This window comes from Escherichia sp. R1 (assembly GCF_003000935.1).
Taxonomy (GTDB): domain Bacteria; phylum Pseudomonadota; class Gammaproteobacteria; order Enterobacterales; family Enterobacteriaceae; genus Escherichia; species Escherichia coli.
Genome location: NZ_PSRU01000004.1, coordinates 148,220 through 161,250, shown reverse-complemented (window position 1 = coordinate 161,250; position 13,031 = coordinate 148,220). Strand labels below are relative to the sequence as shown.

15 protein-coding genes are annotated in these 13,031 nt (G+C 51.5%); 7 read left to right on the top strand and 8 right to left on the bottom strand.

Going from position 1 to position 13,031, the window contains the following annotated elements; translation table 11 throughout:
* Positions 1 to 7 precede the first annotated feature (7 nt).
* Entirely contained in the window at positions 8 to 1,690 is a 1,683-nt protein-coding gene (gene ligB / locus C4F37_RS06780; RefSeq protein WP_001525900.1) for an NAD-dependent DNA ligase LigB, read from the top strand.
* On the opposite strand, the gene C4F37_RS06775 is transcribed toward ligB, so the two are convergent.
* From C4F37_RS06775 to C4F37_RS06765, 3 genes are all read right to left on the bottom strand, one after another.
* Positions 1,687 to 2,304, bottom strand: a complete 618-nt coding sequence (locus C4F37_RS06775) for a trimeric intracellular cation channel family protein (RefSeq protein WP_000924289.1) — start codon at positions 2,302 to 2,304, stop codon at positions 1,687 to 1,689. The genes ligB and C4F37_RS06775 overlap by 4 nt on opposite strands.
* A gap of 291 nt (positions 2,305 to 2,595) precedes the next feature.
* Positions 2,596 to 3,420: a DNA damage-inducible protein D gene (gene dinD / locus C4F37_RS06770; RefSeq protein WP_001297973.1), complete on the bottom strand. Its 825-nt coding sequence runs from the start codon at positions 3,418 to 3,420 to the stop codon at positions 2,596 to 2,598.
* 221 nt (positions 3,421 to 3,641) lie between these two features.
* On the bottom strand, positions 3,642 to 4,505 hold the full coding sequence (locus C4F37_RS06765; RefSeq protein WP_000621332.1) for a YicC/YloC family endoribonuclease: 864 nt from the start codon (positions 4,503 to 4,505) through the stop codon (positions 3,642 to 3,644).
* Between the two features lie 126 nt (positions 4,506 to 4,631).
* On the opposite strand from C4F37_RS06765, the gene rph reads away from it, so the two are divergent.
* Together rph and pyrE are read left to right on the top strand one after the other, a co-directional pair.
* Positions 4,632 to 5,348: a ribonuclease PH gene (gene rph / locus C4F37_RS06755; protein WP_001247093.1), complete on the top strand. Its 717-nt coding sequence runs from the start codon at positions 4,632 to 4,634 to the stop codon at positions 5,346 to 5,348.
* 65 nt (positions 5,349 to 5,413) lie between these two features.
* A complete protein-coding gene (pyrE, locus tag C4F37_RS06750; protein ID WP_000806177.1) occupies positions 5,414 to 6,055 on the top strand; it encodes an orotate phosphoribosyltransferase in 642 nt (213 codons plus the stop codon).
* A gap of 36 nt (positions 6,056 to 6,091) precedes the next feature.
* Here pyrE and slmA read toward each other — a convergent pair whose 3' ends face one another.
* The 3 genes from slmA to coaBC all read right to left on the bottom strand — a co-directional run bounded on the left by slmA (position 6,092) and on the right by coaBC (position 8,451).
* Positions 6,092 to 6,688 carry a nucleoid occlusion factor SlmA gene (gene slmA, locus C4F37_RS06745; protein WP_000818601.1) on the bottom strand — a complete coding sequence of 199 codons (597 nt, stop codon included), beginning with the start codon at positions 6,686 to 6,688 and terminating at the stop codon, positions 6,092 to 6,094.
* Positions 6,689 to 6,794: 106 nt separating this feature from the next.
* Positions 6,795 to 7,253, bottom strand: coding sequence for a dUTP diphosphatase (dut, locus tag C4F37_RS06740; RefSeq protein WP_000976070.1), 459 nt, complete (start codon positions 7,251 to 7,253; stop codon positions 6,795 to 6,797).
* Complete coding sequence (gene coaBC / locus C4F37_RS06735) at positions 7,231 to 8,451, bottom strand: bifunctional phosphopantothenoylcysteine decarboxylase/phosphopantothenate--cysteine ligase CoaBC (RefSeq protein ID WP_000050148.1); 1,221 nt, start codon at positions 8,449 to 8,451, stop codon at positions 7,231 to 7,233. Before coaBC ends, dut begins: the two co-directional genes overlap by 23 nt.
* A gap of 171 nt (positions 8,452 to 8,622) precedes the next feature.
* Between coaBC and radC the strand changes: the two genes are divergently transcribed.
* The 4 genes from radC (at position 8,623) to mutM (ending at position 10,839) form a co-directional block, all read left to right on the top strand.
* A complete protein-coding gene (gene radC, locus C4F37_RS06730) occupies positions 8,623 to 9,291 on the top strand; it encodes a RadC family protein (protein ID WP_001540088.1) in 669 nt (222 codons plus the stop codon).
* A 216-nt stretch (positions 9,292 to 9,507) separates the two neighbouring features.
* Complete coding sequence (gene rpmB, locus C4F37_RS06725) at positions 9,508 to 9,744, top strand: 50S ribosomal protein L28 (protein ID WP_000091955.1); 237 nt, start codon at positions 9,508 to 9,510, stop codon at positions 9,742 to 9,744.
* A 20-nt stretch (positions 9,745 to 9,764) separates the two neighbouring features.
* Entirely contained in the window at positions 9,765 to 9,932 is a 168-nt protein-coding gene (gene rpmG, locus C4F37_RS06720) for a 50S ribosomal protein L33 (RefSeq protein WP_001051798.1), read from the top strand.
* Positions 9,933 to 10,029: 97 nt separating this feature from the next.
* A complete protein-coding gene (gene mutM, locus C4F37_RS06715; RefSeq protein WP_001114542.1) occupies positions 10,030 to 10,839 on the top strand; it encodes a bifunctional DNA-formamidopyrimidine glycosylase/DNA-(apurinic or apyrimidinic site) lyase in 810 nt (269 codons plus the stop codon).
* Positions 10,840 to 10,877: 38 nt separating this feature from the next.
* Here the strand turns inward: mutM and coaD are convergent, their stop codons facing one another.
* Together coaD and waaA are read right to left on the bottom strand one after the other, a co-directional pair.
* A complete protein-coding gene (gene coaD / locus C4F37_RS06710; RefSeq protein WP_001171873.1) occupies positions 10,878 to 11,357 on the bottom strand; it encodes a pantetheine-phosphate adenylyltransferase in 480 nt (159 codons plus the stop codon).
* Between the two features lie 7 nt (positions 11,358 to 11,364).
* Positions 11,365 to 12,642 (bottom strand): lipid IV(A) 3-deoxy-D-manno-octulosonic acid transferase, encoded by a 1,278-nt coding sequence (gene waaA / locus C4F37_RS06705; RefSeq protein WP_000891564.1) that lies wholly within the window; start codon positions 12,640 to 12,642, stop codon positions 11,365 to 11,367.
* Positions 12,643 to 13,031: the final 389 nt, after the last annotated feature.

The window sequence follows — 13,031 nt, the reverse complement described above, 5'->3', positions numbered from 1 at the left end:
GGTGATGATGAAAGTATGGATGGCGATATTAATAAGTATCTTGTGCTGGCAATCATCGGCGTGGGCGGTCTGTCCGGCCTGGTCGCCAGCCAGAGCACAGGAAGAAATTTCCCGCCTGCAACAGCAAATAAAACAGTGGGACGATGACTACTGGAAGGAAGGGAAAAGTGAGGTGGAAGACGGTGTTTACGATCAGTTAAGCGCCCGTCTCACGCAGTGGCAACGCTGTTTTGGGAACGAGACTCGCGATGTGATGATGCCGCCTTTAAACGGTGCGGTTATGCATCCGGTTGCCCATACGGGTGTACGCAAAATGGCGGATAAAAACGCATTAAGTCTGTGGATGCGCGAACGTAGCGATCTTTGGGTGCAGCCAAAAGTTGATGGCGTTGCGGTAACCCTGGTTTATCGGGACGGGAAACTGAACAAAGCAATCAGTCGCGGTAATGGCCTGAAAGGCGAGGACTGGACGCAGAAAGTTCGCTTAATTTCCGCTGTGCCGCAAACCGTTAGCGGGCCTTTAGCCAACAGCACGCTTCAGGGGGAAATATTTCTCAAGCGTAAGGGGCATATCCAACAACAAATGGGGGGAATAAATGCCCGCGCAAAAGTTGCTGGCCTGATGATGCGCCAGGGGAATAGCGATACGCTAAACTCACTGGCTGTTTTTGTCTGGGCATGGCCGGATGGACCGCATTTAATGACCGATCGTTTAAAGGATCTGGCTACCGCAGGTTTTACTTTAACGCAGACGTATACCCGCGCGGTTAAAAATGCTGATGAGGTTGCGCACGTACGCAATGAGTGGTGGAAAGCAAAATTACCCTTCGTCACCGATGGCGTGGTTGTGCGAGCGGCGAAAGAACCCGAATCCCGTCATTGGTTACCGGGCCAGGCGGAGTGGCTGGTGGCCTGGAAATATCAACCTGTAGCTCAGGTTGCCGAAGTGAAGGCGATTCAGTTTGCGGTGGGTAAGAGCGGTAAAATATCGGTGGTGGCGTCACTCGCACCTGTCATGCTGGATGATAAAAAAGTCCAGCGGGTGAATATTGGTTCCGTCAGGCGCTGGCAGGAGTGGGATATTGCGCCTGGTGATCAGATCCTCGTCAGCCTTGCCGGTCAGGGGATTCCTCGCATTGATGATGTGGTCTGGCGCGGAGCAGAACGTACAAAACCGACACCACCAGAAAACCGCTTTAACTCGTTGACCTGCTACTTTGCTTCTGATGTTTGTCAGGAACAGTTCATTTCACGCTTAGTCTGGCTGGGGTCAAAACAGGTTCTGGGGCTTGATGGCATTGGTGAGGCCGGCTGGCGCGCCCTGCATCAGACTCATCGCTTTGAGCATATCTTTTCCTGGCTTTTATTAACGCCAGAGCAATTACAGAACACGCCGGGGATCGCGAAAAGTAAAAGTGCGCAGTTATGGCATCAGTTTAATCTGGCTCGTCAGCAGCCTTTTACTCGCTGGGTGATGGCAATGGGAATACCGCTAACCCGGGCGGCGCTTAATGCCAGTGATGAACGGTCCTGGTCGCAACTTTTATTTAGCACGGAACAGTTCTGGCAGCAGCAGCCGGGGACTGGATCGGGGCGCGCCAGACAGGTTATTGAATGGAAGGAAAATGCGCAAATCAAGAAGCTGGGCAGTTGGCTGGCTGCCCAGCAGATCACAGGTTTTGAACCTTAGTGACCTTCGTGGCTGTAGTAAAAGACCGGTAATCCCAGCTTAAGACGTAGCGCCAGTAAACGGGCAAAAAAGCCGAATACCAGGGTGGAGATAATCACAACATCATGGTTAGAAACATAGTGTTGCAGCGCGATGTACAGCACGGCGGAGGCAAATGAGACACCGGCATACAACTCTTTCTGGAATACCAGTGGAATGCGTTTACAGAACATATCGCGCAAAACGCCGCCAAACACGCCGGTGGTTACCGCCGCGACAACGGCAATAATTGGGCCGTGCCCCATATCCAGTGCAACCTGTGCGCCGATGATAGAAAAGACCACCAGTCCGAGCGCATCGAGCACCAGAAACACTTTGCGCAGATAAGGCATTACAGGAGCAACGATAGTGGTGAGTACTGCGGCGGTAGCGACGATAATCACATATTCCGGGTGTTTGACCCAGCCGAGCGGATAGTGGCCCAGCAGAATATCGCGCACTGACCCTCCGCCAATTGCCGTGGCGGTCGCAATAATAATTACGCCAAATGTATCCATGCGCCGTCGTCCGGCCGCCAGCGCCCCCGTCATGGCTTCGGCAGTAATGCCAACCAAATACAAAATGTGTAACAGCATGGTTCTCTCCCTAAAAATCTGTCTGGCAGGGTAGCGATTTGTGCGTATTGTCACGATTGAGATTTTTTAAGGTGAGAGGAAATTGATAACTTGTAGTTATGTGAAATCGCTATTTTCTGTAGCGTAGATGCATTCTTCTGACTTCTTGTCTGAGAAAATGCATAAGAAAAAATAGGTTAAAATTGAGGGGTGGAAAAGAAAGGTGCAATGTTTAGCCATTGTGTTCACCGCACCTGGACTTTGGCTTACGCATCGGGTATCTCAATCAACAAAAAGAGTTTTTATTTTCTGCTATTTCTTCTCTGTAATTTTTACACTGTTTTCCAACTGCTTGATGCTGACCTGCGGGGTCGGCAACTCCTCAGGCATGGTTCCGCCAAGTTCCTGAATGGTTTGCCTCACCTTGCGACCCACGTCAAAGTGTGTGGTATTAGCTTGCTGTTTTGAATTCACGCCATCCCGCTTGAGTTTTTCTTCTGTTTGGGTAGCTCGAAAGAGATTAGCCGCCAGTTCTGTTGAACCCATATGATCCAGGATCTTCTGACTCTTTTTCAGCCCCTTCCGCTGATGGATGGCTTTCTGATCTAATCCACCATACAGTCCCCGGTAACCATGATTCTGAAATATGGCGAAATCGATAGCTGTCGCTACCCCAGCTTGCTGCGCTGCCTCAACTAATTGTTTGTTATGTTCTTTCAACTCATTTCTCAGAAAAAGACGCTTTTCGTCTTCACGAAGTTGCCTGAAAGCTTCATCGTCAGCCAGCTCCTGCCGTCGGGTCTGGATAGCAAAATAAGTTTGCCCTGCCGCAATAACCGGTTTCGCAGGGTCGCCGTTTTGTACTACCAGGTAACAGGCATAGCGGGAGAGATGAACATCTTCAAGTTCTCGTTGAGCCCCTGAACCTAATACAACCATTTTGGTGGTTTCAACGAAATGGTCAGATGCAGCTTGATTGCTGGCTTCGCACGCTTGAGTCGCGCGGGCCAGTACCTTTTGAAAATTGCGCCAGTCCCGATAATCCAGTAACGGTGCCAATTCTCTCGCTGACCAAAATTCTTGCCCTTCAGTGCCATAATGCCGTATTTCTTCAAAAGGTTGATGATGTTCGTTCATTGCCCACTCCATATGATATCGATTGCAAGGAAAGTAAGTTTACAACTGTGTTTATATACAGTTGTGAGTATCTCACGTTCTCACTGCGCTGGGCAAAAAAACATCGCAAAATCTGGAGCAGGCACGCAAAACAGAATTGAATGTTGCGGGGAGGAAAAATGCCGCTCTGTTTGAGTGGGCGGCATTTGTGAAGGCTGAAAAGGAAGAATTGGCGTTACGAGTTATTCAATGTTCTGAATCTGCTCGCGCATCTGCTCAATCAACACTTTCAGCTCGATGGCGGAGTTTGTCACTTCGGCGTTGATAGATTTCGACGCAAGAGTGTTCGACTCGCGGTTGAACTCCTGCATCATAAAGTCCAGACGACGACCAACGGCTTCTTTTTTCTTCAGAATGTTGTAGGTCTCTTTGACATGCGCTTCGAGGCGGTCCAGTTCTTCGGCAACGTCAATTCGTTGTGCCAGCAGAACCAACTCCTGCTCCAGACGGTTGTTTTCCAGTTGCACCTGAGCATCTTCCAGCTTCGCTACCAGACGCTCACGCTGCCATTGCAGGATTTCCGGCATATGGGCGCGGACTTTGACCACTTCGGCGGTGACGCCTTCCAGACGCTGCTCAATCAACACTTTCAGCGCCTGACCTTCGGTTTCGCGCGCGATGATAAAGTCATCCAGGGTGCCATCCAACGCCGCGAGAATTTCAGCTGCAATCGCGTCGAGATCTTGCTCCTGGGCTGCCATCACGCCCGGCCAGCGTAGAATATCAACCGGGTTGATTTCTCCTTCGTCGCTCTGCATTTTTACCCAGTTCGCGGCAGTTACCAGCTGTTTAGCCAGTTTTTCGTTGAGGATCAGCTCACCTTGCGCGCTAACATCTGGCTCATAGCGCAGAGTACATTCCACTTTACCGCGCGTCAGGCGAGAACGAATACGCTCGCGAACGACAGGTTCAAGGCTACGGAACTGCTCCGGCAGACGAAAGTAAGTTTCCAGATAACGCTGGTTTACCGAGCGCATTTCCCAGGTTGCGCTCCCCCATTCACCCTTGATTTCACGCCGGGCGTAGGCGGTCATACTGCGGATCATAGACGTTCCTGTTTATAAAAGGAGAGGTGGAAGGATTATAGCCATCGATGCCTTGTCAGGATAGGAATAACCGCCGGAAGTCCGTATAATGCGCAGCCACATTTGTTTCAAGCCGGAGATTTCAATATGCGTCCAGCAGGCCGTAGCAATAATCAGGTGCGTCCCGTTACCCTGACTCGTAACTATACAAAACATGCAGAAGGCTCGGTGCTGGTCGAATTTGGCGATACCAAAGTATTGTGTACCGCCTCTATTGAAGAAGGCGTGCCGCGCTTCCTGAAAGGTCAGGGCCAGGGCTGGATCACCGCAGAGTACGGTATGCTGCCACGTTCTACCCATACCCGTAACGCGCGTGAAGCGGCGAAAGGTAAGCAGGGTGGACGCACAATGGAAATCCAGCGTCTGATCGCCCGTGCTCTTCGCGCGGCAGTAGATTTGAAAGCACTGGGTGAGTTCACCATTACGCTGGACTGCGACGTGCTTCAGGCTGATGGTGGCACGCGTACCGCTTCGATTACGGGTGCCTGCGTGGCGCTGGCAGATGCGCTACAGAAGCTGGTGGAAAACGGCAAGCTGAAAACTAATCCAATGAAAGGGATGGTAGCCGCGGTCTCTGTCGGGATTGTGAACGGCGAAGCGGTTTGCGATCTGGAATACGTTGAAGACTCTGCCGCAGAGACCGACATGAACGTAGTGATGACCGAAGACGGGCGTATCATTGAAGTGCAGGGGACGGCAGAAGGCGAACCGTTCACCCACGAAGAGTTACTCACCTTGTTGGCGCTGGCCCGAGGGGGAATCGAATCCATTGTAGCGACGCAGAAGGCGGCGCTGGCAAACTGATTTTTAAGGCGACTGATGAGTCGCCTTTTTTTTGTCTGTAGAAAAGTAAGATGAGGAGCGAAGGCATGAAACCATATCAGCGCCAGTTTATTGAATTTGCGCTTAGCAAGCAGGTGTTAAAGTTTGGCGAGTTCACGCTGAAATCCGGGCGCAAAAGCCCCTATTTCTTCAACGCCGGGCTGTTTAATACCGGGCGCGATCTGGCACTGTTAGGCCGTTTTTACGCTGAAGCATTGGTGGATTCCGGCATTGAGTTCGATCTGCTGTTTGGCCCTGCTTACAAAGGGATCCCGATTGCCACCACTACCGCCGTGGCGCTGGCGGAGCATCATGACCTTGACCTGCCGTACTGCTTTAACCGCAAAGAGGCAAAAGACCACGGTGAAGGCGGTAATCTGGTTGGTAGCGCGTTACAAGGACGCGTAATGCTGGTAGATGATGTGATCACCGCAGGAACGGCGATTCGCGAGTCGATGGAGATTATTCAGGCTAATGGCGCGACGCTTGCAGGCGTGTTGATTTCGCTTGATCGTCAGGAACGCGGGCGCGGCGAAATTTCGGCGATTCAGGAAGTTGAGCGTGATTACAACTGCAAGGTGATCTCTATCATCACCCTGAAAGACCTGATTGCTTACCTGGAAGAGAAGCCAGAAATGGCGGAACATCTGGCGGCGGTTAAGGCCTATCGCGAAGAGTTTGGCGTTTAACGAAACTCGCCGGATGAAAAGTCATCCGGCGTCATATTACTGCAACTGTGCGGCAATTAGCGGCCAGCGGGCGTCAAAATCATCCGTCGGGCGGTATTTAAACTCGCTGCGGACAAAACGTGACAGCATACCTTCACAGAAGGCCAGGATCTGGCTTGCCAGCAGGGTTTCATCGGTGGTGTAACCTTCACCCTCACGCATTCTCTTTTCACGCAATACCTGACGCAACTGCGCTTCAATACGCTCGAACAGCTGGTTGATGCGCCCTTGCAGACGATCCTGTTCGAACATTAGCGCATGACCAGTGAGGATGCGAGTCAGGCCAGGATTACGCTCACCAAAACCGAGGAGCAACAACACGATCAGACGCAGGCGCGCTGTGGTGTCTTTCTCATCTTTCAGAATCAGGTTGATACGAGTAATCAGGCTATCTTCGATAAACTCAATCAGGCTATCGAACATGCGGGTCTTACTGGGGAAGTGGCGATACAGTGCCGCTTCGGAAACGCCGACAGAGGCGGCCAGTTTTGCCGTCGTGATACGTTGGCTTCCATCGCTGGATTCCAGCATCAGCGCCAGAGACTGAAGTATTTCCTCGCGACGGTTCCTTTTCGCAGTTTGTTTTTCTGCCATGTTACAAAATACCCCTGAAAATAAGCACTTGCCAGGCGGCACCCACGCTATGACCGCAAACGAAATGTTTGCGGCTATGTTATGACGTTATTCGGATGCGTATGTGTTACTGACGACCAGAGTGACCAAAGCCGCCTTCACCGCGGTCGGTGGCGTCGAAATCTTCCACCAGATTAAATTCAGCCTGTACTACCGGAACAAAAATCATCTGGGCGATGCGTTCGCCAGGTTGAATGGTGAAGCTGTCCTGACCACGGTTCCACACGGAAATCATCAACTGGCCCTGATAGTCAGAATCGATCAATCCTACCAGGTTACCAAGCACGATACCGTGCTTATGTCCCAATCCGGAGCGCGGCAGCATCATTGCCGCCAGTGAAGGATCGGCAATATGAATCGCCAGCCCGGTCGGAACCAGCGTAGTGTCACCCGGAGCCAGTTCTACGGCGTCGTCGAGACAGGCACGCAGGTCAAGTCCGGCAGAGCCAGAGGTGGCATAAGTCGGGAGCGGAAATTCCTTCCCAACGCGCGGGTCCAGAATCTTAACGTCGATTTTTTTCATCATAACGGGTCACGATCTCGTCGAGTAATAATTGGCCAAGGAGCGCTTTGCGCTCAAGCGGTAAGACTTTATCTCCGTCCTGCCAGAAAAGGTGTAATGCGTTGTTGTCGCTGTTAAATCCTTGAGTTGGCTGGGAAACATCGTTCGCGCAGATCAGATCAAGGTTTTTACGGATACGTTTTTGCCGGGCGTATTCTTCCACATTATTTGTTTCGGCGGCAAATCCAACGACGTAGGGTCGATGGTCTTTTAGTGCGGCAACGCCTGCGACGATATCGGGGTTTTTAACCATTTTTATTGTTAATTCATCACCCTGCGTGGCCTGCTTTTTGATTTTTTCTGGGGCCACGGTAGCTGCGCGATAATCCGCCACGGCGGCGCAACCGATAAAAATATTTTGCTGCTGTACAGAAGCATTCACGGCGGCTTCCATTTCCAGCGCGGTCATCACATCAACACGGTTAACAAACGGTGGCGTCGGTAGTGAAACCGGACCTGATACCAGCGTGACGTTCGCGCCACGACGGGCTGCGGCGGCGGCGATAGCAAAACCCATCTTGCCGGAGCTGTGATTAGAGATATAACGCACGGGATCGAGCGGTTCACGCGTCGGACCGGCGGTAATCATAATGTTCAGATGTTTCAGGTCGTTGACGGGCGAAAAATGCGCTACCGCCATATCCACAATGGTTAACGGATCGAGCATTCGTCCTGGGCCGATATCACCACAAGCCTGACTGCCGCTGTCTGGCCCCCAGATGAGCAAACCACGTGAGGCAAGCACCTCTAAATTATGCTGCGTGGCAGCGGCACGGTACATCTGCTGGTTCATGGCGGGGAGCACGGCTACAGGCGCAGGTGTAGCCAGACAAATCGTCGATACCAGGTCATTCGCCATTCCGGCAGCAACACGGGCAATTAAATCTGCCGTGGCAGGGGCGAGAATCACTAAATCAGCCCATTTACCCAGCTCAATATGGCCCATAGCGGCTTCGGCTGCCGGGTCCAGCAGACTGTCGGAAACGGGATAACCAGAAACCGCCTGCAAGCTAAGTGGGGTGATAAAGGCTTTTGCCGCTTCGGTCATGGCTACGCGGACATCGGCCCCGCGATCGCGCAAACGACGCACCAGTTCAGGGGTTTTATAGGCAGCAATACCGCCGCTAACGCCGAGAACGATTTTTTTACCGGCCAGGCTCATGATGATTTTTCCTGTTGGGTGACACCAGAAGTTGGCGATTTTATCACAATACTTTTGTTGTCGTGCCTTCACCTGAGATTCACTTTGCGAGGCGCTTTCCAGGATTGAAAACTGGCCGTCGATTTAAAGGAACGGCTATGACAGGATGCGAGCACCACAAAGGAGGTGAAGGTGAAAAACAATGCACAGCTGTTGATGCCGCGCGAAAAAATGCTGAAGTTTGGTATTAGCTCCTTAACGGATGTCGAGCTGCTGGCGCTATTTCTGCGTACCGGAACGCGCGGTAAAGATGTATTAACCCTGGCAAAAGAGATGCTGGAGAATTTCGGCTCTCTTTATGGCTTGTTAACCTCTGAATATGAGCAATTTAGTGGCGTTCATGGAATTGGCGTGGCGAAATTCGCCCAGTTAAAGGGGATTGCCGAACTGGCGCGGCGTTACTACAACGTACGGATGCGTGAAGAAAGCCCTTTACTCAGCCCGGAGATGACGAGGGAATTTTTACAAAGCCAGCTCACGGGCGAGGAGCGGGAGATCTTTATGGTGATCTTTCTCGACTCCCAACACAGAGTTATAACGCATAGCCGTCTTTTTTCCGGCACGCTAAACCATGTTGAAGTCCATCCTCGGGAAATTATCCGCGAAGCGATAAAAATAAACGCCTCGGCGCTGATCCTTGCGCATAATCACCCTTCGGGTTGTGCTGAACCCAGTAAAGCGGATAAACTCATTACTGAACGGATAATAAAGAGTTGTCAGTTCATGGATTTACGCGTGCTCGACCATATCGTGATTGGGCGTGGAGAGTATGTTTCTTTTGCCGAACGCGGCTGGATTTAACCCGCTATGCGCGATCCTTCGGGATCTTTGTCTGTTCGGGACTTGAGCACATCGCTGAGTCAGCGTATACTACGCCACCTTTGAGAATCTCGGGTTTGGCATTTGGGCCTGGCAATCGAGAGTTCACATAGAACTGCGATGACCGGGCTGTAAAGCCTGACGAGGCGCCAATACCCCATACGAAGCTCGAGCTAATTTGATTTTTGGAGAATAGACATGTCCCGAGTCTGCCAAGTTACTGGCAAGCGTCCGGTGACCGGTAACAACCGTTCCCACGCACTGAACGCGACTAAACGCCGTTTCCTGCCGAATCTGCACTCTCACCGTTTCTGGGTTGAGAGCGAGAAGCGTTTTGTCACCCTGCGCGTATCTGCTAAAGGTATGCGTGTAATCGATAAAAAAGGCATCGATACAGTTCTGGCTGAACTGCGTGCCCGTGGCGAAAAGTACTAAGTACTTAGAGGAAATAAATCATGGCTAAAGGTATTCGTGAGAAAATCAAGCTGGTTTCTTCTGCTGGTACTGGTCACTTCTATACCACTACGAAGAACAAACGTACTAAGCCGGAAAAACTGGAACTGAAAAAATTCGATCCAGTTGTTCGCCAGCACGTGATCTACAAAGAAGCGAAAATCAAATAATTCTCGCTTTGATGTAACAAAAAACCTCGCCCCGGCGGGGTTTTTTGTTATCTGCTTGCCCCCATATTGACTGCATCTGTTCATTCCTGGAGATGCTATGCCTGAATTACCCGAAGTTGAAACCAGCCGTCGCGGCATAGAACCGCATCTCGTTGGTGCAACCATTCTTCATGCGGTGGTGCGCAACGGACGCTTGCGCTGGCCGGTTTCAGAAGAGATCTACCGTTTAAGCGACCAACCAGTGCTTAGCGTGCAGCGCCGGGCTAAATATCTGCTGCTGGAGCTGCCTGAGGGCTGGATTATCATTCATTTGGGGATGTCTGGCAGCCTGCGCATCCTTCCAGAAGAACTTCCCCCTGAAAAGCATGACCATGTGGATTTGGTGATGAGCAACGGCAAAGTGCTGCGCTACACCGATCCGCGCCGCTTTGGTGCCTGGCTATGGACCAAAGAGCTGGAAGGGCACAACGTGCTGGCCCATCTTGGACCGGAGCCGCTTAGCGACGATTTCAACGGTGAGTACCTGCATCAGAAGTGCGAGAAGAAAAAAACGGCGATTAAACCATGGCTGATGGATAACAAGCTGGTGGTAGGCGTAGGGAATATCTATGCCAGCGAATCTCTGTTTGCTGCGGGGATCCATCCGGATCGGCTGGCGTCATCACTGTCGCTGGCAGAGTGTGAATTGTTAGCTCGGGTGATTAAAGCGGTGTTGCTGCGTTCGATTGAGCAGGGTGGTACAACGCTGAAAGATTTTCTGCAAAGTGATGGTAAACCGGGCTATTTCGCGCAGGAATTGCAGGTTTACGGGCGAAAAGGCGAGCCGTGTCGGGTGTGCGGTACGCCGATTGTGGCGACTAAACATGCGCAGCGGGCAACGTTTTATTGTCGGCAGTGCCAGAAGTAATTGATGCGAGCCGGATGGCATACCATCCGGCATAAACGCTACGCTAACTTCGCCATCAGCGCCTGATGGACATTCTCCGGCAGGAAATGGGTGACATCGCCCTGATGGCGCGCCACCTCTTTCACCAACGATGAAGAGATAAACGACCACTCTTTCGACGGCATAAGAAACACACTTTCCAGTTCCGGCATTAAGTGGCGATTCATATGCGCCAGCTGCATTTCATATTCAAAATCCGCCACCGCACGCAGGCCACGAATCAGCACCGTAGCGTGTTGATTACGGGCGAAGTTCGCCATCAAATCACTAAACCCGACCACTTCCACGTTCCCCAGATGCGCGGTTGCCTGCTGTGCCAGCTCCACACGCTCTTCCAGGGTAAACATCGGTTTTTTACTGGGGCTGGCGGCAATCGCCAGAATAACGTGATCGAACATTTGCGTGGCGCGCGTCACGATATCGATATGACCATTGGTAATGGGATCGAAAGTACCCGGATAAATCGCCCGTTTTTGCATAACAACCTCAATGCGTTTTCGGTGGCAGGTAAGGTTCCAGCAGTTGAAGCAGACGCTGTAGTGCGCCCTGGTTTTGATACAGCACTTCAACGGCATGACGGCCATAGAAACTACGGTAATCGGCGTCGGTGAGTAAAGAGGAAACCTCTTTTGCAAGCGTAGTGGCATCGGTAACGGTAATCAGCCCGCTTGCCTGCTCCAGCCGCGCGCAAATGTCTTTAAAGTTAAACGTATGCGGCCCCATCAATACCGGAATAGCGTGTGCGGCCGCTTCCAGCGGATTATGCCCACCACGTTCAACCAGTGAACCGCCAACAAAGGCGAGATCGGCAATGCCGTACAGTAACATCAACTCGCCCATCGTATCGCCAACCACAACCTGCGTGCTGGTGGAGGGGACTTCCCCTGAAGATCGTGTGATATAGCTTAGTCCAGCCTGGCGGACAAGGTTAATCGCATCCGGGAAGCGTTCTGGATGACGGGGTACCAGGATGAGCAATAAATTCGGGAATTGCTGTAACAATGCCTGATGTGCGGCGATCACCACACTCTCTTCGCCTTCATGAGTGCTGGTGGCAATCCATACCGGGCGGTGTGGTGCCCATTGGCGGCGCAGCGTCACGGCTTTAGCAGCCAACTGCGGCGTTACAGAAATATCGAATTTCAGGCTACCGGTAACGGTCACCTGATTATTTTTTGCGCCCAACGCCACAAAACGAGCACCATCTTCTTCATTTTGGGCGGCAATCAGCGTAATACGACGCAGCAAGCGACGGACGAATTTACCCAGTTTGGCATAACCTGCGGCCGAGCGGGCAGAGAGTCGCGCGTTAGCGATCACCAGCGGAATTTTACGTTTATGTAGCGCCGCAATCAGGTTAGGCCATAGTTCGGTTTCCATAATCAACACCAGTTTAGGGTCGACTTTATTCAGGAAACGGTTGAGTGCATCGGGCAGGTCATACGGCAGATAAACGTGCTGAACATCCTTCCCGAAAGCCGATTGTACGCGCTCCGAACCGGTTGGAGTCATGGTTGTTACGGTAATCGGTAAATCAGGATAACGATGACGCAGTGCGCGCACCAACGGGATCGCCGCCAGAGTTTCACCGACGGAGACGGAGTGCAGCATAATGCCGCCTGGTTTTAGCGGATGGCGGTAAAAACCGTAACGTTCACCCCAGCGTTTTCGATAGGCCGGAGCCTTACGTCCGCGCACCCAGAGCCGTATCCAGATCAGCGGCTGAATAAGGTAGAGAAGGGCGGTGTAAAGCAATTCGAGCATAGTAAATAGCTGACTTATGGATGTGCTGGGGATTCTATGTATTTAGCTGTGGCTTTACCATTACTTTTCCCATTTTTGACTTAAATAGCAATTTACCCGCCAATTCTTGCTGAACATCTATACTTTTTTTGTATTTTTATGCGATTCATTGATTTCTGCAGTACGTGCAGGAAGGAATCGCAGAGCAACAGTAAAAGAATATGGTTGCTAATGATTTTATTTGATTGATTTCTTTATTGAAAATCAACAATGTGCTTAAAAATCATTCGAGTCGGATTGCCGCGAAAGAAGTGATACACTAGCGCGTCAATATCAGTGCGGTATCAGTATTCAGGTAGCTGTTGAGCCTGGGGCGGTAGCGTGCTTTTTCTGCTTCACCTTAATCGGAT

Excerpts from the sequence above, each read along its gene's own strand:
- coaBC (WP_000050148.1), bottom strand. The coding sequence starts at position 8,451 with ATGAGCCTGGCCGGTAAAAAAATCGTTCTCGGCGTTAGCGGCGGTATT.
- rpmG (WP_001051798.1), top strand. The coding sequence starts at position 9,765 with ATGGCTAAAGGTATTCGTGAGAAAATCAAGCTGGTTTCTTCTGCTGGT.
- waaA (WP_000891564.1), bottom strand. The coding sequence starts at position 12,642 with ATGCTCGAATTGCTTTACACCGCCCTTCTCTACCTTATTCAGCCGCTG.
- slmA (WP_000818601.1), bottom strand. The coding sequence starts at position 6,688 with ATGGCAGAAAAACAAACTGCGAAAAGGAACCGTCGCGAGGAAATACTT.
- C4F37_RS06775 (WP_000924289.1), bottom strand. The coding sequence starts at position 2,304 with ATGCTGTTACACATTTTGTATTTGGTTGGCATTACTGCCGAAGCCATG.
- coaD (WP_001171873.1), bottom strand. The coding sequence starts at position 11,357 with ATGCAAAAACGGGCGATTTATCCGGGTACTTTCGATCCCATTACCAAT.
- pyrE (WP_000806177.1), top strand. The coding sequence starts at position 5,414 with ATGAAACCATATCAGCGCCAGTTTATTGAATTTGCGCTTAGCAAGCAG.
- rpmB (WP_000091955.1), top strand. The coding sequence starts at position 9,508 with ATGTCCCGAGTCTGCCAAGTTACTGGCAAGCGTCCGGTGACCGGTAAC.
- dut (WP_000976070.1), bottom strand. The coding sequence starts at position 7,253 with ATGATGAAAAAAATCGACGTTAAGATTCTGGACCCGCGCGTTGGGAAG.
- dinD (WP_001297973.1), bottom strand. The coding sequence starts at position 3,420 with ATGAACGAACATCATCAACCTTTTGAAGAAATACGGCATTATGGCACT.
- mutM (WP_001114542.1), top strand. The coding sequence starts at position 10,030 with ATGCCTGAATTACCCGAAGTTGAAACCAGCCGTCGCGGCATAGAACCG.
- C4F37_RS06765 (WP_000621332.1), bottom strand. The coding sequence starts at position 4,505 with ATGATCCGCAGTATGACCGCCTACGCCCGGCGTGAAATCAAGGGTGAA.
- rph (WP_001247093.1), top strand. The coding sequence starts at position 4,632 with ATGCGTCCAGCAGGCCGTAGCAATAATCAGGTGCGTCCCGTTACCCTG.
- ligB (WP_001525900.1), top strand. The coding sequence starts at position 8 with ATGAAAGTATGGATGGCGATATTAATAAGTATCTTGTGCTGGCAATCA.